At 60.6% G+C, this 16,681-nt stretch carries 16 protein-coding genes; 11 read left to right on the top strand and 5 right to left on the bottom strand.

The features are described 5' to 3' along the window. Window positions 1-52 precede the first annotated feature (52 nt). On the bottom strand, window positions 53-1,330 hold the full coding sequence (gene purD / locus AC2A6O_RS19370; protein WP_498929522.1) for a phosphoribosylamine--glycine ligase: 1,278 nt from the start codon (window positions 1,328-1,330) through the stop codon (window positions 53-55). Window positions 1,331-1,630: 300 nt separating this feature from the next. Here purD and ubiA point away from each other — a divergent pair, with 300 nt between their 5' ends. Continuing rightward, window positions 1,631-2,587, top strand: a complete 957-nt coding sequence (gene ubiA, locus AC2A6O_RS19365) for a 4-hydroxybenzoate octaprenyltransferase (RefSeq protein ID WP_148585237.1) — start codon at window positions 1,631-1,633, stop codon at window positions 2,585-2,587. A gap of 51 nt (window positions 2,588-2,638) precedes the next feature. Here the strand turns inward: ubiA and AC2A6O_RS19360 are convergent, their stop codons facing one another. After that, window positions 2,639-3,229, bottom strand: a complete 591-nt coding sequence (locus tag AC2A6O_RS19360; protein ID WP_498929520.1) for a DUF6101 family protein — start codon at window positions 3,227-3,229, stop codon at window positions 2,639-2,641. 443 nt (window positions 3,230-3,672) lie between these two features. Between AC2A6O_RS19360 and AC2A6O_RS19355 the strand changes: the two genes are divergently transcribed. From AC2A6O_RS19355 to lpxK, 6 genes are read left to right on the top strand one after another with little or no spacing between them, the layout of a single operon-like run. Beyond that, entirely contained in the window at window positions 3,673-5,016 is a 1,344-nt protein-coding gene (locus AC2A6O_RS19355) for a TldD/PmbA family protein (protein ID WP_148585236.1), read from the top strand. Then, window positions 5,003-5,836 carry a 3'(2'),5'-bisphosphate nucleotidase CysQ gene (locus AC2A6O_RS19350; protein WP_148585235.1) on the top strand — a complete coding sequence of 278 codons (834 nt, stop codon included), beginning with the start codon at window positions 5,003-5,005 and terminating at the stop codon, window positions 5,834-5,836. The genes AC2A6O_RS19355 and AC2A6O_RS19350 overlap by 14 nt, the downstream gene beginning before the upstream one ends. 34 nt (window positions 5,837-5,870) lie before the next feature. After that, complete coding sequence (locus tag AC2A6O_RS19345) at window positions 5,871-6,110, top strand: DUF4170 domain-containing protein (protein ID WP_148585234.1); 240 nt, start codon at window positions 5,871-5,873, stop codon at window positions 6,108-6,110. 32 nt (window positions 6,111-6,142) lie between these two features. Beyond that, window positions 6,143-6,841, top strand: coding sequence for a lysophospholipid acyltransferase family protein (locus AC2A6O_RS19340; protein ID WP_148585233.1), 699 nt, complete (start codon window positions 6,143-6,145; stop codon window positions 6,839-6,841). Further along, entirely contained in the window at window positions 6,834-8,150 is a 1,317-nt protein-coding gene (locus tag AC2A6O_RS19335) for a 3-deoxy-D-manno-octulosonic acid transferase (RefSeq protein WP_498929517.1), read from the top strand. Before AC2A6O_RS19340 ends, AC2A6O_RS19335 begins: the two co-directional genes overlap by 8 nt. Continuing rightward, window positions 8,147-9,169 (top strand): tetraacyldisaccharide 4'-kinase, encoded by a 1,023-nt coding sequence (lpxK, locus tag AC2A6O_RS19330; protein WP_498929515.1) that lies wholly within the window; start codon window positions 8,147-8,149, stop codon window positions 9,167-9,169. The genes AC2A6O_RS19335 and lpxK overlap by 4 nt, the downstream gene beginning before the upstream one ends. A 26-nt stretch (window positions 9,170-9,195) precedes the next feature. On the opposite strand, the gene AC2A6O_RS19325 is transcribed toward lpxK, so the two are convergent. Next, entirely contained in the window at window positions 9,196-9,411 is a 216-nt protein-coding gene (locus AC2A6O_RS19325) for a DUF2093 domain-containing protein (protein WP_162530072.1), read from the bottom strand. A gap of 307 nt (window positions 9,412-9,718) precedes the next feature. Here AC2A6O_RS19325 and tldD point away from each other — a divergent pair, with 307 nt between their 5' ends. Next, the gene (gene tldD / locus AC2A6O_RS19320) at window positions 9,719-11,143 is read left to right on the top strand and encodes a metalloprotease TldD (RefSeq protein ID WP_148585229.1); all 1,425 of its coding nucleotides are present in this window, start codon (window positions 9,719-9,721) and stop codon (window positions 11,141-11,143) included. Between the two features lie 19 nt (window positions 11,144-11,162). Further along, on the top strand, window positions 11,163-11,777 hold the full coding sequence (locus AC2A6O_RS19315) for an HAD family hydrolase (protein WP_498929513.1): 615 nt from the start codon (window positions 11,163-11,165) through the stop codon (window positions 11,775-11,777). 12 nt (window positions 11,778-11,789) lie between these two features. On the opposite strand, the gene AC2A6O_RS19310 is transcribed toward AC2A6O_RS19315, so the two are convergent. After that, entirely contained in the window at window positions 11,790-12,404 is a 615-nt protein-coding gene (locus AC2A6O_RS19310) for an AraC family transcriptional regulator (RefSeq protein WP_498929511.1), read from the bottom strand. Between the two features lie 301 nt (window positions 12,405-12,705). On the opposite strand from AC2A6O_RS19310, the gene AC2A6O_RS19305 reads away from it, so the two are divergent. Beyond that, window positions 12,706-14,499, top strand: a complete 1,794-nt coding sequence (locus tag AC2A6O_RS19305; RefSeq protein ID WP_148585227.1) for a monovalent cation:proton antiporter-2 (CPA2) family protein — start codon at window positions 12,706-12,708, stop codon at window positions 14,497-14,499. A 91-nt stretch (window positions 14,500-14,590) separates the two neighbouring features. Here AC2A6O_RS19305 and AC2A6O_RS19300 read toward each other — a convergent pair whose 3' ends face one another. Continuing rightward, window positions 14,591-15,073, bottom strand: a complete 483-nt coding sequence (locus AC2A6O_RS19300) for an invasion associated locus B family protein (RefSeq protein WP_286192691.1) — start codon at window positions 15,071-15,073, stop codon at window positions 14,591-14,593. Window positions 15,074-15,648: 575 nt separating this feature from the next. On the opposite strand from AC2A6O_RS19300, the gene coxB reads away from it, so the two are divergent. After that, complete coding sequence (gene coxB, locus AC2A6O_RS19295; protein ID WP_148585226.1) at window positions 15,649-16,620, top strand: cytochrome c oxidase subunit II; 972 nt, start codon at window positions 15,649-15,651, stop codon at window positions 16,618-16,620. Window positions 16,621-16,681 lie beyond the last annotated feature (61 nt).

The raw sequence follows: 16,681 nt of genomic DNA, 5'->3' as shown, positions 1-16,681 counted from the left end.
CGCGCCAAGTCCCGGAAGCGCAAATGCCGTAAATTCGGGAAAACGGCCTGCGTCAGCCTTCGCTTTCCCGCGCGATGGCGCGCCAGCCGATGTCGCTTCGGCAAAACCCTTCCGGCCAGTCGATGCCGCGGATGCGCTCATAGGCACGCTGCTGCGCCTCGCGAACGGTGGCGCCGACGGCCGTGACGTTCAGGACACGTCCGCCGTTGGCAAGGATCTGCGCACCGTCGCGTTTGGTGCCGGCATGGAAAACGGCAACGTCGTCCGTCGCGGCCGTTTCGAGACCGCGAATCTCTGTGCCCTTGTCGTAGCTGCCCGGGTAGCCCTTGGCGGCCATGACGACGGTCAATGCGGCTTCGTCGCGCCAGTCGGCTGTCGTCTGGTCGAGCCGGCCTTCGGCGCTGGCAAGCAACAGCTCCAGGAGATCGCTTTTCAGGCGCATCATCATCACCTGACATTCCGGATCGCCGAAACGGGTATTGTATTCGATCAGCTTCGGGCCGTTCTCGCCGATCATCAGACCCGCGTAGAGAACGCCCTTGAAGGGCGTACCGCGTTTGGCAAGCGTTGCGATGGTCGGTTCGATGATGGTGCGCATGACCTCGGCAATCAGCGCATCCGTCAGAACGGGCGCTGGCGAATAGGCGCCCATGCCGCCGGTATTCGGACCTTCGTCGCCATCAAAGGCGCGTTTGTGGTCCTGGGCGGTGGCCAGCGGCAGTGCATTGGTGCCATCGGACAGCACAAAGAAACTTGCTTCCTCGCCATCCAGGAATTCCTCGATGACGACTTCCGCACCGGCCTCTCCGAAGGACCCCTCGAAACAGGCCGTCACCGCGTCCTCGGCTTCTTTCAGGGTCATGGCGACCACGACACCTTTGCCGGCCGCGAGCCCGTCCGCCTTGACGACAATCGGAGCGCCCTGTTCGCGAACGTAGGCAAGTGCATCTTCTGCGGTGTCGAAGCGACCGTATCCGGCTGTCGGAATATCCGCTTCGTCGCAGACACCCTTGGTGAAGGCTTTGGAGCCTTCCAGCTGGGCTGCCGCTTTCGACGGGCCGAAAGCCTTGAGGCCGGCTGCTTCCAGATCGTCAACGAGGCCAGCCACAAGCGGGGCTTCGGGGCCGACGACGACGAAGTCGATGTCATGGTCACGACAGAAACCGACCACCGCCTGATGATCCGCGGTGTCCAGGTTGCAAAGCTCGGCGACCTCGGCAATGCCGGCATTGCCGGGTGCTGCGTAGAGCTTGGTCAGTTTTGGAGATTTTGCCAGCGCCCAAGCAAGCGCGTGTTCGCGGCCGCCGGATCCGATCAGGAGAAGTTTCATAAACGGGCAGTCTCTTCGTAAAGATGGAAGCAGGAGGGCCGTCACCTAACACGGAGGGTCGCATACCGCAATTGGCGGTGCAGGCAATGGCACGTTTCCGCCGGTCAGCATGCCGCCGTGACGCGGCATTAGGCAATGATGTCCTTCTTCAGATCCGTATCCCCAGATGCTCGCTCGCCCTAATGACAGGTTCGCGATAGCGCCTCTGTGACGTCTTGCGGGATGAATTTCCTGCCGAATGTCGCTAAAAGAACCGGAGAAGAGCGGAAAACGGAAGCGTTTCCGCCGGACAATCGACAAATGGACGGATCGAAAGTGTTTTCCACGAACGACACGGGGCCGGTTGCGGATGCGGTCAAACAGCACTGGGTGGATACGCGGTTGCCCGCTGGCTTGCGCCCCTATGCCCGCCTGGCCCGCTGGGAACGTCCAATCGGCTGGTGGCTGTTGCTGTGGCCCTGTTTCTGGTCGGCGGCACTGGCGGCAATTGCCGGCGGAAAGGCCTGGCCGGACCTTTGGCATATGGTGCTGTTTTTCATCGGCGCGGTCGCCATGCGCGGTGCAGGCTGCACCTATAACGACGTTGTCGACGTCGATATCGATTCAAAGGTAGAGCGGACCCGCTCACGGCCGATCCCGGCGGGGCAGGTCAGCAAGCTTCAGGCAAAGATCTTTCTGGTGGTGCAGGCCCTGGTTGGACTGGCGGTGCTGCTGCAGTTCAACACCTTCACGATCTGGCTCGGCATTGCCTCGCTTCTGCCGGTCGCGATCTACCCATTCATGAAGCGCATCACCAACTGGCCGCAGTTGTTTCTGGGCTTTGCCTTTTCCTGGGGGGCGTTCATGGGGTGGGCAGCCGCTTTCGGCTCGCTGTCCTGGTCACCCGTGTTTCTTTACGCCGGCGGCATCTGCTGGACGATCGGCTACGACACCATCTACGCCCATCAGGACAAGGAAGACGATGCCCTTGTAGGGGTGAAGTCGACGGCCCGTCTCTTTGGTGAGCACACCAAGCTGGCCCTCATCGGGCTCTACAGTTGCGCAACGGTCCTGTTTTTCATGGCGGCGATGTTTGCTGATGCCGGTCCGGCCGCCTTTGTCGGCATTCTGGCCGGCGTTGTGCATCTTGGATGGCAGATCGCGGTACTGGATATTGACGATGGCGATCAGTGCCTGCAGCTGTTCCGTTCCAACGCCACCTATGGCTGGATCCTGTTTTTCGGCTTCGTCGCCGACGCAATGATCGGCGCGCTGTAACGAAAAAAGCCCCGCACGACGGGGCCTTTCAAGAAATCTTTGTCCGCACCATCAGGTGCGGGCAATAATCTCGCGCTCGTTGACATGAACGGTTGCCGCAGGCTGCTGTCTGCCGGGAAGACGGCGGTTCAGGAAGCGTGGCCGGCGGCCGGTCAAAAGGCGAAGCTTGCGCCGGGGCGCAGGTTTGGACGCCGGTACGGCGCTATAGGCTTCGATCGGCTTCACCTTGCCACCAAGGTCGCACACCAGCATCGGCAGGTTGAAAACCTGGGCCCAGCGGCTCCAAAGAACAGCCAGGTCGTCGGATTTCTCTGTTTCCGCAAGGGTGATCGACAGCGCGCTGTCGGGATGTTTCAGGATCAGGGCCGCAACGATTTCGCCTGGCACTGCCCCCGGAACAATCCGGACCATGACACCGTCGAAACCTTGTGCAGGCACCACCACCGTCACCGGAACACCGGCTACCCGCCGCTTGATGACTGCCCTGTCGCGATCCAGAAAAATTTCGGCTGGCAGGGAAGGAGTGCCCGGCCGGTTTTCAAGGCGTTGCTCGAAGTGGGCCGGAAGGCAACCGGGGTGCGGCATCGTATTCGTGCCGGCCCCGGTTGCTACCATTTCCTGTATTTCTGTTTGACGTCTCAAATGACTCTCCACCGGACCTTTAGGTCGGACCTTTTTGGTCTCTCGATGTGTTTCAATGTACGGAACAAAAGTCGTGAACCACTTAAGATACAGAGTTAAAAAAGTCTGATTTATAAGAGGGTTACTGGAATGTAAGCACGCAGGTAACATCTTGTTCAGTCGTGTGGCAGAAGTGGCGAAATACAACCTGAGACTGAATTTCGCGCTTTGTCCCGATCTCGCCTATCCTGCCGTCATCATTACGAAAACCCGTCGCAGGGTTGCGGCATTGCAACCTCTTGCCGATACGGATGCAAAATCCCATTTGCAGCCGGTCAGGGGAAAACTCCCGTGGCTTGCACGTCCTGCAGCAGCCGGATTGCCCGCAAACAGCCCCGGCAGTTGCAGCACAGCCGTGCGGAGCGTAAACAACTGCCGAACCAGAAGACGAGAGAGCGGACACGATGTCGGAACTGATTGATCAAAGCGAACTGCAATCCCGGGCGGCCCGTCTGGTGGAAGCAGCCCGCAAGGCCGGAGCTGACGCCTGCGATGCGATTGCGGTTACCGGGGTTTCGCTGTCGGTCGATGTCCGCGAAGGCAAGGTAGAGGAAACCGAGCGCGCTGAAGGCGATGACGTGACCCTGAGGGTGTTCGTCGGCAAGCGCACCGCGGCTGTATCCGCCAACCGGCTCGACGATCCAGCAAGCCTCGCCGAACGCGCCGTCGCAATGGCGAAGGTCGCCCCGGAAGATCCTTATGCCGGCCTCGCCGACCAGGATCTTCTCGTGAAGGAATTCCCGGACCTTGAACTTCTGGACACCAGGGAAATGACCGCTGAGGATCTGACGCAGATCGCGCTGGAAGCGGAAGCCGCCGGTCTGGACGTCGAAGGTGTCACCAAGTCTGGTGGCGCGGGGGCTTCCTGGCGCCTTGCCGGGGTTGTCCTGGCGACCAGCCACGGGTTTGAAGGCTCCTATATGTCGTCCCGCTATGGCATGTCCATGACAGCCGTTGCCGGCGAAGGCACCGGCATGGAGCGGGATTACGACTTCGACAGCCGCACCTTCTTCGAGGATCTGGAAGCGCCGGCGGAAATCGGCCGCAGGGCAGGCGAAAGAACGGTTCGCCGCCTGAACCCGAGCAAACTGTCGACCCGCACCGCCAACGTCATTTATGAATCACGCGCCGCCCGCAGTATTCTCGGCCACCTTGTCGGGGCTATCAACGGGGCGGCGATTGCGCGCAAGACCAGTTTCCTGAGGGACCGGATGGGCGAGGCCGTTTTTGCTCCGGGCATTCAGGTGGTGGATGACCCGTTCAAGCGCCGGGGTGCCGCAACACGCCCGTTCGATGGAGAAGGAACACGCGCGGAACGTCTCGATGTCATTGAAGACGGTATCCTGCGCCACTGGTTCCTGGATGGGGCTTCCGCCCGTGAATTGGGGCTGACGCCAAACGGCCGGGCCCACCGCAGCGGCAGCGGTACATCCCCAGGGGCAACCAACATCACGTTGATGCCGGGCGAAAAATCGCTGGAGGAACTGATGGCGGACGCCGGGCAGGGTCTGCTGGTCACCGATCTGATCGGTCACGGCGTGAATGGCCTCACCGGGGACTATTCCCGCGGCGCAGCCGGCTTCTGGTTCGAGAACGGACAGATTGTCGAAGCCGTCAGCGAAATCACCATTGCAGGCAATCTGAAGGACATGTTCGCACGGCTGGTTCCCGGCAGCGATCTGGACAATCGCTACTCTGCTGCCACCCCGTCGGTGATGATCGAAGGAATGGCCCTTGCCGGAAGCTGACAAGGGATCGGCCGACATCAAACTGGACGAAGCGGGGCGGGACGCAGATCTGCGCCTGCTGGAAACGGCCGCGCGCCAGGCTGGCGATATCGCGCTGGGCTTCTTCGGTCAGGATCCCGAGACCTGGTTCAAGGGCAAGGCGGGCATGTCGCCGGTGTCAGAGGCCGATCTGGCAGTGGATCGGTTTCTCGCCGATTATCTGCGTTCTGCCCGTCCAGACTATGGCTGGCTGTCGGAGGAAACGGCAGACGACCGCAGCCGCCTCAACCACGAGCGCGTCTTTATTGTCGATCCGATTGACGGCACACGCGCCTTCCTGGCAGGGGGAGACGAATGGACCGTGGCAATTGCCGTGGTTGAGGCCGGCCGGCCCATTGCCGGTTCGGTTTTCTGTCCGCGCCGGGACGAGATGTTCCTGGCCCGCGCAGGCGGCGGAGCCTGGCTCAATGGATCTCGACTGGCGGTATCGGACCGGACAGACCTTTCCGGCGCGACGCTGACGGGGCCACATTCCATCGTCGCCAATCGGGACGTTGTGGATGCAGGATTTGTCGGTGCGGAAATCCTGCGCTCACTGGCCTATCGGCTGGCCGTCGTTGCTGCAGGACGGGTCGATGTCGGCGCCGCGCGGGGAGGCCCGAGCGATTGGGACCTTGCAGCGGCGGATCTTTTGGTGCAGGAAGCGGGCGGTATACTGACCGACCTGTCGGGCCGGAACCTGATCTACAACCGCGCCAAGACCGGCCACCCGGCCCTGATCGCAGCTCCTGTTGCGCTGATCGGGCCTGTGCGCGACGTGCTCGACGATCTAATCGGTTAGCGGCACGACCGCAGCGACGAAAGCGAGGATATTCATGAGTGACACCGATACTCCGAAACAGCTCCTTCATCTTGTGTTCGGCGGCGAGCTGGATTCACCGGAAGGGCTGACGTTCCGGGACCTGGACGATCTGGATATCGTCGGGATCTATCCGAATTATGCCGAAGCCTACAAAGCCTGGAAATCCAAGGCACAGGCAACGGTCGACAATGCGCATATGCGCTACTTCATCGTCCACATGCACCGCTTGCTTGATCCGGAATCGGCTTCTTAAGGCGGCGCAGCTCTTTCAGGCGACAACACCAAATGATCAAACGCCTCGGACGCCAGCCCTGGGTTCTGTCCACTATCGGCACCTTGATGGCCGCTTACCTCAAGCTGGTCTATCGCACCAATCGGTTCGTCATCGAGCCGGAGGGCGTCCACGAACAGTCCGAAAAGGATCTGCCGGTGATCGTGGCCATGTGGCACGGGCAGCACTTCATGGTGCCTTTCGCCAAGCCGGCCCACTGGCCGGCCAAGGTGATGATCTCCCGCTCCGCCGATGGTGAGGTGAACGCAATTGCGGCTCGCAAGCTCGGCCTGGGTCTGATCCGTGCCTCCGGCGGCAAGAATGCCCGCCAGATCAAGAAGCGCGGCGGCATGCGCGGTTTCATCGAGGCGCTGCGCGCGCTGAAGGAAGGCTATTCCATCGCAATGACGGCGGACGTGCCCAAAGGCCCGGCCCGCAAGTCCGGCGTCGGCATCGTTCAGCTGGCCAAGCATTCGGGCCGCCCGGTGCTGCCGGTGGCCGTGGCCACCAGCCGCAGCATAGAGCTCAACAGTTGGGACAAGGCCAGCGTCAACCTGCCTTTCGGCCGTGGCAGCATCGCGGTAAATGATCTTATCTGGGTGCCCGCCGATGCGGACGACGAAACCCTTGAGGATTATCGCCTCAAGGTCGAGGAAGGGCTCAATCAGGCGACGAAACGGGCGTATGAGCTGGTCGGAAGGGCGGATGGCTGACCGGCGCCCTCTCGTCTTCACTCTCTACAGAGGGCTTGCCCGGGCCCTGACGCCTCTGTTCAATCTTCTCTTCTGGTTTCGCAGCCGGTCCGGCAAGGAAGTGCCGGCCCGAAAGGGCGAGCGCTTTGGCCGGACGGCTACAGGCCGCCCCATTGGATCACTTGTCTGGATCCACGCCGCCAGTGTCGGCGAAACCATGTCCGTGCTGCCGCTGGTCGAGGACCTCACAGCATCCGGGCAACAGGTGCTGCTGACCACTGTCACCGTGACGGCGGCGGAACTGGCGCACAGCCGGTTGCCCCGGGGTGCGCTCCACCAGTTCATGCCATTCGACGCACCCGGCCCGGTTTCCCGGTTTCTCGACCATTGGGCACCGGATCTGGCGATGGTGGTCGAATCCGAAATCTGGCCTTGCCTGTTTGACGAAATGCGCGCGCGCCAAACGCCCTTCGTTCTGCTGAACGGCCGCCTGTCGGACAGGTCCTACCGAAGCTGGGCGCGGTTTCCGCGTATTTCGGGATATCTGTTTCGGTGCCTCGATCTGGTTCTGGCGCAAAGCGCCGCCGATGGTGAGCGGTTCCGTCTTCTGGGCTGCGGCAACGTTTCAACGCCCGGTAACCTGAAATATGACGCACCGGAGCCGGCAGTGGATGATGACCAGGCAGCCGCCTTGAGGGCGCAGACAGCAGGGCGTCCGGTCTGGCTCGCCGCTTTGACGCACCCCGGCGAGGACGAAATCGTGCTGGAGGCCCATGGCCGCCTGTGCGAGGAATTTCCGGAACTGTTGCTCATTCTGGTGCCGCGCCATCCTGCCCGTGCAGATGATATTGCAGGCCTCATCGAAAACCGGGGCCTTCGCACGGCACGCAGAAGTCTGGAACAGGCAATCGAAACAGACACAGATGTCTATCTCGGTGATACACTGGGTGAGATGGGACTTTTTTATAGATTGGCACCGGTGACGTTTTTGGGTGGTTCTTTCAACGATGCAGGCGGTCATAACCCGGTGGAAGCCGCGCTTTCGGGCTCGGCGCTGGTCACTGGGCCGCGCGTGGCAAACGCTCGGGCCGTCTACAAGGATTTCTGGAGCCGGCAGGCTTCGCTGAAGGCGGAGCTGCCGGAAAATCTGGCGGAGCGCATCGGCAGTCTCCTGCGCAACCCGGAAAAAGCAAGGGTGCAAGCGGAAACAGCCAGAGCCCTGGTTGAGGCCGGACGCGGTGCGTTGGTCGAAACCCTGAGGGTGCTTCAACCCATGCTCGGAAAATCTGGCCCGGCGCCCGATAATCCACTGTCTCGAGAACGTGCATGAAGACGGCGCCTGACTTCTGGTGGAAGCCGGGATCGACGCTGGCAAGCTGGTTGTTATCGCCGGTGGGCTGGATCTATGGCCTCGTCTCTGGACGGCGCATGTTGAAGAAACCGAAAGCCGGCAGCCGTTTGCCCGTCATCTGTGTCGGCAATTTCGTGGTCGGTGGCACCGGCAAGACGCCCTTTGCCATTGAGCTGTTCTACCGTTTGCAGGAAGAGGGCCTGCACCCCGGTTTTCTTCTGCGCGGATATGGCGGCAAGGCCAAGGGGCCGCTGCTCGTCGATGCCGGTCTCCACGATGCCGATGTGGTTGGTGACGAAGCCTTGTTGCTGGCCAGATACGGTCCAACCGTGATTTCTGCCGACAGGCCTGCAGGCGCTCGGCTTGCCGAACAGCAGCCGATCGATGTTCTTTTGATGGATGACGGATTTCAGAACCCGGCTCTGGAGAAAGACCTCAGCCTGGTGCTGGTCGATTGTAGTGTGGGCTTCGGCAACGGCAAATGCCTGCCTGCCGGGCCCTTGCGGGCTCCGGCGGCGAAGCAGATCGTCAAGGCCGACTGCCTGGTTCTGGTGGGCGAGGGCGATGCGGCTGAAGAAGCGATCCATCTGGCGGGGCGCAAGGGGCTGCCAATCCTGCACGCACATATGCGGCCGCAGCCGAACGACGAATTGGATGGATTGAGGCTCTTTGCCTTCGCCGGTATCGGCCGGCCGCAGAAATTCTTCGATACGCTGAAATCGCTTGGTTACGACGTGAAGAAAACACGGGAGTTTCCCGATCACCATCCCTACACGCAAGCCGACGTGCGCGCGCTGTTGACCGAAGCCGAGGCATCCGGGTTCAAGCTGGTGACGACGTCAAAGGACATGGCACGGCTGGAAACCACAACGGGAGAGCTGTTCCACTGGATCGCATCCAGCGCAGCCGTTCTGGAAGTGCGAATGGAAATCGACGACGAAGACAGGCTCGTCACACTCATCAAGGAACAACTGCGGCGGCGTCAGTTCGGTAAATAAAGTTGCTGCACCTTGCCTGAAGCTGCTCAGCGCGTTTCCAGATACCGCTTCATGGATGCATTGGCATCGACATAAGCTTCCTGCCGCGCGACAGACCAGTATTTCAGTTCGTCCAGCGGAATCGCTGTTCCGGTCACCGCGCAGCGTACGAAGGTCCCCGGTGTTTCCACCTGATAGTCGCCGTCCAGGTAACGGACGCGGGCTTCGTGCGGGATGCGCGGATTTTCGTAACGGTTCATGATCTGCTGTTTGGCTGTCGGTTCATCGGGATGTCTTGGTAGCATTTATGGCAGACTGGCAGGTGAGGGCAAGTCAAAGCTTTGCCAGGCGCATGTCCCATAGCAGTCATTTCGGGCTGAAAGCCCGCAGGGCACTTGATGATCGCAACGCAAGAGAGTTTGGGGACTTGCGGAATTGGCAAGTGGAATTCTCCGCTTATGGGATGAATTGCGCGCCAAAACACTTATGTTGGAAGAAACAACCAAGTTGCCCGGCCTGGCAGCGTGAGCTCCACCGGCCAGACGATCCGGGCGAAATCAGGACAGACAGATGACCCTTTCCACGACCGATCTTATCGAATCTTCAGGCCTGGGCCTCGAAACGGCAAGGCGGATCACCCAGGACGCACTTGATGGCGCGGATGACGGTGAGCTTTTTGTCGAATACCGGCAAAGCGAAGGGCTCGTGTTCGATAACGGTCGTCTGAAGGGAGCCAATTACGACACCGCGCAGGGCTTCGGGCTCCGTGCGGTTGCCGGCGAAGCTGCCGGCTACGCTCACGCTGGCGATATTTCCGAAGGGGCGTTGAAACGGGCCGCAGATGCGGTCAGCGCCGTCAAGAAGGGCTATTCGGGCAGCTACGCCTCAGCCCCCGCACGCACCAACCAGACGCTCTACACGGATGCCAATCCGCTGGGCGGACCGAGCTTCGAGGACAAGGTCAAGCTTCTGCAGGAAATCGATGCCTATGCACGGGCGAAAGATCCGCGCGTGCGGCAGGTGTCCGCGTCGCTTGCCGGATCCTGGCAGGTGGTCGAGATCCTGCGCGCGGACGGTCATCTGGTCCGCGACGTCCGTCCGATGGTGCGGTTGAGTATTTCCGTCGTCGCCGGCAATGACGAACGCCAGGAAAGCGGCTCTTTCGGTTGCGGTGGCCGTGAAGGCTTCGAGCGATTCATCACCACGGAAAACTGGCAGGGCGGCGTCGATGAGGCGCTGCGTCAGGCGCTCGTCAATCTGGAAGCGGTTCCCGCCCCCGCGGGCACTTTCGATGTCGTGCTGGGGCCGGGCTGGCCGGGCATTCTGCTGCATGAAGCCGTCGGCCACGGCCTTGAGGGCGACTTCAACCGAAAGAAAACCTCCGCGTTCGCCGGCCTCATGGGCCAGCGCGTTGCCTCACCGGGCGTGACCATTGTTGACGATGGCACCATTGCTGATCGTCGCGGTTCACTGACGGTGGACGATGAAGGCACGCCTTCCAGCCGGACAGTGCTGATCGAAGACGGCATTTTGAAAGGCTACATGCAGGACCGCCAGAACGCGCGTCTGATGGGCATGGAGCCGACCGGAAACGGACGCCGGCAGTCCTATGCCCACATTCCCATGCCCCGCATGACCAACACGGTGATGATGGCCGGTGACAAGGACCCGGACGAGATCCTGGCGTCAGTCAAGGACGGCATTTACGCGGTGTCCTTCGGCGGCGGTCAGGTCGACATCACCTCCGGAAAATTCGTGTTCTCCTGCACCGAGGCCTATCGTGTCCAGAACGGCAAGGTCGGCGCGCCGGTGAAAGGGGCAATGCTGATCGGGAACGGACCGGATGCGCTGACACGCGTTTCCATGATCGGCAACGACATGAAGCTCGACCCCGGCATGGGCACATGCGGCAAGCAGGGGCAGGGCGTGCCAGTCGGCGTCGGCCAGCCGTCCATGCGCATCAATGCCATGACCATAGGCGGAACGGCAGTCTGACAAGGCTGACGGTTGACCTATGCCTGAAATCAAATTCGTTATCTTCGATATGGATCTGGTGCTCTACGACTACGATCACCAGATCCGCCTGAAGCTGCTTGAAGAGCTGACGGGGCGGCCCGCTGTCGAAATCGACCAGTCGGTCTGGGGTGGCCCGCATGAAAATGCGGCTGAGGCGGGGGAACCTGCAACGGCCGAAGCCTATCTGGAGCAGTTTTCAAGGCTGCTCGGGTTTCCGATCGACTTCGAAACCTGGGCGGATGTGCGCCGTCAAATGATGCGCGCACGGCCGGACGTGCTGTCGCTGGTCAGCAGCTTGAAGACGACGGCGGACATCGCGCTTCTCACCAACAACGGCATGCTGTTGAAGGATGCCTTGCCGGTCTGCGCGCCGGAGACTATCGAGATATTCGGCGAGAAGGCCCATGTCTCGGCGGAGTTTGGCGCCCGTAAACCCGATCCTCTCGTCTATGAGCGCATCTGCAGTCGCTATGGCTACCATCCTGAAGTAAGCGCGTTTGTCGACGACCGTGAGGAAAATGTGGAAGGTGCGCAAAGCGCGGGCTTGACCGGCCATCGCTACAAGACCGCCGACGGCCTTGAAGCGTTTTTGAGGGCTTGCAAGCTGCTCTGACTGGCCGCCCTGTCAGGGTTTCGGGTGAAAGTGGCTCTGAGGCAGCAGGTCGTCCGCGCTGAACCTCCCGTTGCCGGCGATGACCATGCCGCGGGCCACGGTCAGATTTCTGGCGATGCCGCTGCCTTTCAGCAGTCCGGCCCTGAGGTCCGGATCATCTTCCTCATAGGAGCCTCCGTCCGCCAGCGTACAGCCATCGACGGTGATACTGCCGAGGATCTGGCTGCCGTCGCCTAACACGCACCTGCCGAACAAGGCCGGATTGTTCAGGTAGCGGCCATGACTGCCGATCCGGATTTCCGCGCCGGGCCTGTTGGCCTTGGCGGTAAACCCGCCTTCACCAAACTGGTTGTTGCTGCCAATCAGAATGTTGCCGGTCGCGGCTTCGAAATGGCTTCCCGAATGCACGCAGTTGTCGTCGGCAAGGGTTATCTTATGCCCGGATAAGGCTTTCAGCGTGACGCCCGGGTAAAAGATATTGTGTTTCCCGGCCGATACACCTGCCGATATCAGCGTGGAAAAGGGATCCAGAACGTGATTTCCTTCAAGGACCTCCATCATTTGAGACAGGGTCAGAAACCCGCAGGCAAGGCGGGCAGCGTCGATTGAGGCAAACAGGCCGGACATGCTGTGTGTGAGGTCCCTGTTGGAGGGCAGGTGAAAATCGCCAGCTCGCAGAGGGCTCACTGTCTTTCAAGCTGTTTCACCGCCTGTCCCGCAAGGCTAAGCGGCAAATTTCCAGCTTGCAATCAAGTTGAGCAGATCTTGGCGCATGGGGGCGTGCTTTGATTGAAAATAAAGCACTTTTCTGTTGCCTGCGCTGGATTTGTTGAAGGGATGGAGCGTATTCTCTGATATGTTTGAAAAGGTCCTGATTTGCTGGTCGGAAACAGGCGAACAGGCGGGATCTAACGGCTAAGGAGAAGGAATGGCAGCAGAAGGAGCCCCTCCGTTTTTCGCTGAGTCGATCGTGTTTCTGGCGGCAACGGTTGTCGCGGTTCCGATCGCCAAAAGGCTGGGGCTTGGCTCGGTGGTCGGTTATCTCGCCGCCGGAGCCGTGATCGGCCCGCACGGTCTTCAGCTTCTGGGGTCTGGCGAGGATGTGCTTCATGTCGCCGAACTGGGTGTTGTCCTGCTGCTCTTCGTCATCGGTCTGGAGCTTGATCCGCATAAACTGTGGCGTATGAAGCGTGATATCTTCGGTCTTGGATCCGCCCAGGTGCTGCTCACAGGTATCAGCCTTTATGCCATCGGGCGGTTCGCCGGCTATTCCTTCACGACGTCTCTGGTGGCCGGTTTCGGCCTTGCCCTCTCATCCACGGCATTTGCGTTGCAGATCCTGCAGGAACGCGGCCAACTGTCCTCTTCCTACGGTCAGAGGGCGTTCGGCATTCTGTTGCTTCAGGACATCGCCATCGTGCCGCTTCTGGCGATGGTCGCCATCCTGGCGCCGGGGGAGGGCCCGTCCACCTACACCCAGATCCTGAGTGAAATCATGATCGTTCTGGCGGCAGTGGCGGCCGTTATCCTTGCCGGCCGGTATCTGGTCTCGCCGATCTTTCTGTTGCTGGCGGCAAGCCGGGCACGTGAAGTCATGCTGACGGCGGCGCTTCTGGTCGCCCTCGGCAGCGCCGGCATCATGCACGCGGTCGGCCTTTCCATGGCACTCGGGGCCTTCCTGGCCGGTGTGCTGCTGGCCGAATCGAGTTTCCGGCACACGCTGGAAGCGGATATCGAGCCCTTCCGCTCTTTGCTGATGGGGCTGTTTTTCGTCGCTGTCGGCATGTCGCTGGATTTTTATCTGGTGATGAACGATTGGGAAATCCTCGCCATTGGCGTCCTAAGCGTCATGGGGGTGAAGGGCATCTTTCTCTGGGCTCTGTCGCGCGGCACCGGCTCGCCGAATTCGGACGCCATGCGCATTGCCGTCACCCTGCCTCAAGGGGGAGAATTCGCCTTCGTGCTGTTCACCGCGGCCGTTGGAGAAAGCCTGCTGACCTACCAGAACGTCAACCAGCTGAACGCGATAGTTGTCCTGACCATGCTGCTGACACCGGTCGCCTGTCTCGGGCTGGACCGGCTGGCCGCCAGGGTCAAGGCACGGGGTGTTGAAAATCCATCCATTGAAACCTTCGAGGAAGCAACGCCCACTGTGCTGGTGATCGGCTTTGGCCGCTTCGGCATGGTGGTTGCCCAGATCCTGACATCGGAGGGGTTGGAGATCACGGCAATCGACAACCGGCCGGACCGGATCGCCTATGCCCGCAAGCAGGGCTACAAGGTGTATTACGGCGATGCCACGCGGGCCGATGTGTTGGCGGCGGCCGGTGCCGGCAAGGCGGCGCTTGTTGCCATGTGCATCGAAAACGACAAGGTGATGGGCAAGGCAATCGATCTCGTTCGCGAAGGCTTTCCCGATACCCTGATCTTCTGCCGTGCGACAGACCGCGCCCATATGCTGGATCTCACCAAACGTGGCGTGGATTTCCAGATTCGCGAGACGTTTGAATCAAGTGTCGTCTTCGGCCGAGCGGCGCTGGAAGCCCTTGGAACCCCGCTCGACCGGATCGACCAGATCGAGGAAGACGTGCGCGACCGGGACGAGGAGCGCCTTGCCCAGCAATTGCGCGAGGGCATGTTTGCCGGTGCGGACAAACTTCACAAGGTGACACCGCGCCGGACACTGGAGGCCAAGGCCCCCGACGCGCCAGCCGCGGAATAAGCTTCCAGCGGCGCATCGGCGCCGGTGCCTGGATACAAGAAAGGCGCCGCAGGGGCGCCTTTTGTATGTTTGCTGTCTGCGGTGGTCCCGGTCAGGGCAGGGCTTCGAAGCCCGCAGAGAAACCGTTCAGCGAGATCGGAATGCCGATTCCTTCTTCCGGGGTCTGGAAGATGATGAAGGTGGCCTGTGATCCGGCCTGCAACTTGCTCAGAAGATCTTCTTCCAGAATAACCTCGGCGATACAGCCGTTCGGCAGGCAGCGGACGAAGCCGGCGCGGCCGATGTCGGCATTGTCGACCCTCAGGCCGAGGCCTGACGGCAGAAGCACGCCAAGAGGTGCCAGAACCCTGAGAATGCGAGCCTGCTTGTCGGCGGTTTTCAGAATGATCACCGACAAGCCGACGTTTTCACGGTCGGCGGCGGTGACGTTCTGGATCAGCGCGCACTGCTCGCCGGTGGAGCCGGGGGGCGTGTCGCATCGCATTTGCCAGTCGCCGTGAGTCGAACGGACCTCGCCTTGTGCCGCGGCGGGCAGATTTCCGTATGTCAACGAGCTGCAGACGATCCCGGCAATGGCCGCGAGTTTGGAAAAAGACAGTCTGGAACGACCGTTGGGGCGGGCAGCCGGTGACTGCGGCAATTGGGTTGACAAGAAATCCTCCAGTCAAACGTTGTCCGGTTCGCTACTGGCCATCTTGGTAAAAAGAAGCGGCCCGTTTGGCGAATCAAAGTGTAATTCAAGGCCAGACATTGCCGCATGACGGCGCACGTTTCCAGTCCGGCGGCTCAGGAAGCGCAGGAATAAACGCAATTCTTGTCGAAAATTCGTATGTCTTTGACCCGTGTCAAAAGGCCTGGCGCATCCGAGGGCTGTGAAAAGTTGGAAATTCCGTTGCAGCCCGGCGTTTCTTGTGGTTTTTGTGCGGCACAAAGGTGTCGGTGGATTGATGCGGCACATCGCCGCTATGCCCGATGGTAGCCATCGCCCTTTATATGAGTTTGTGGTTATAGTCCGGTCAAACTCATGACCTTGTCCAACGCCAGGACGCAGCAGATTCGGCTTGTGCGGTTCCGCCAAGCCTTCTACTGCCGCAGCGGATTGGACCGGATCTGAGTCCGGAAATTTAGCATTTCCGCCATTTAAGGCGGATGAGGGAAGGGAGCGCGGACGTGAAGGCAGTCTTCAAGCGTCTCATGACTATGGCCGGTGCGGCGGCAACTTTTGCTGGAGTGTCGACGGCGGCCCTGGCAGCGGAGTCCGGTATCAAGGAATGGCAGTTGGGTTTTCAGTCCTCTGTCACCGATGTAATGGACGACATTACCTGGTTCAATGGGTTCACCCTGGTGATCATCACCGTAATCACGCTGTTCGTGCTGGCGCTGCTGATCGTTTGCGCGACCCGTTTCAGCGCGAAGAAGAACCCGGTTCCGTCCAGGACCTCGCACAACACCATGATCGAAGTGGTCTGGACGGTTGCGCCGATCCTGATCCTGGTCGTGATTGCGATCCCGTCTTTCCGGTTGCTTTACAAGGAACTGGACATTCCCGAATACGACATGACGATCAAGGCAACCGGTTACCAGTGGTACTGGGGCTATGAGTACACCGATGAAAACATGGGCGAACTCTCCTTTGACTCCCTCATGGTTGGAGATCCTCTCGACCCTGCAAAGGATCTGGCAGATCGTCAGGAAGTTGCGGATGCTCGTGGCGTTACGCTGAAACAGGTTCCGCGCCTGCTGGCTGTCGACTATGATCTTGTCATTCCGGTCGACACCACGGTCCGCGTTCAGGTGACTTCCGAGGACGTGATCCACTCTTTCGCGATGCCGTCCTTCGGCGTCAAGATCGATGCCATTCCGGGCCGTCTGAACGAGACGTGGTTCCACGCTCGCGAGGAAGGTGTCTACTACGGGCAGTGTTCAGAACTGTGCGGCAAGGCACACGCCTTCATGCCGATCGCGATCCGGGTGGTTTCCAAGGATCAGTTCCAGACCTGGGCAAGTGCCGCTCAGGACGACCTGGACACTGCAAACGAGCAGCTGTACGCGTCGATTGAAGATGCGAAGAAAGTGGCTGCCGCAGGCAAGGTGGAAGAGATCTCTGTCGCCGCGAGATAATGCGGCGGCGATCCTGTTTGGCGATGCGCGCGATGTCATGCAGCGCCGCTGAGAAAGTCTG

It is taken from the genome of Labrenzia sp. ATLA3 (genome assembly GCF_057180185.1).
This window is presented reverse-complemented; position numbering and strand designations above follow the sequence as displayed.

Coding starts and splice junctions, on each gene's coding strand:
- purD (WP_498929522.1), bottom strand. CDS start 1,330: ATGAAACTTCTCCTGATCGGATCCGGCGGCCGCGAACACGCGCTTGCT.
- ubiA (WP_148585237.1), top strand. CDS start 1,631: ATGGACGGATCGAAAGTGTTTTCCACGAACGACACGGGGCCGGTTGCG.
- AC2A6O_RS19355 (WP_148585236.1), top strand. CDS start 3,673: ATGTCGGAACTGATTGATCAAAGCGAACTGCAATCCCGGGCGGCCCGT.
- AC2A6O_RS19345 (WP_148585234.1), top strand. CDS start 5,871: ATGAGTGACACCGATACTCCGAAACAGCTCCTTCATCTTGTGTTCGGC.
- AC2A6O_RS19340 (WP_148585233.1), top strand. CDS start 6,143: ATGATCAAACGCCTCGGACGCCAGCCCTGGGTTCTGTCCACTATCGGC.
- AC2A6O_RS19335 (WP_498929517.1), top strand. CDS start 6,834: ATGGCTGACCGGCGCCCTCTCGTCTTCACTCTCTACAGAGGGCTTGCC.
- lpxK (WP_498929515.1), top strand. CDS start 8,147: ATGAAGACGGCGCCTGACTTCTGGTGGAAGCCGGGATCGACGCTGGCA.
- tldD (WP_148585229.1), top strand. CDS start 9,719: ATGACCCTTTCCACGACCGATCTTATCGAATCTTCAGGCCTGGGCCTC.
- AC2A6O_RS19315 (WP_498929513.1), top strand. CDS start 11,163: ATGCCTGAAATCAAATTCGTTATCTTCGATATGGATCTGGTGCTCTAC.
- AC2A6O_RS19310 (WP_498929511.1), bottom strand. CDS start 12,404: ATGTCCGGCCTGTTTGCCTCAATCGACGCTGCCCGCCTTGCCTGCGGG.
- AC2A6O_RS19305 (WP_148585227.1), top strand. CDS start 12,706: ATGGCAGCAGAAGGAGCCCCTCCGTTTTTCGCTGAGTCGATCGTGTTT.
- coxB (WP_148585226.1), top strand. CDS start 15,649: ATGAGGGAAGGGAGCGCGGACGTGAAGGCAGTCTTCAAGCGTCTCATG.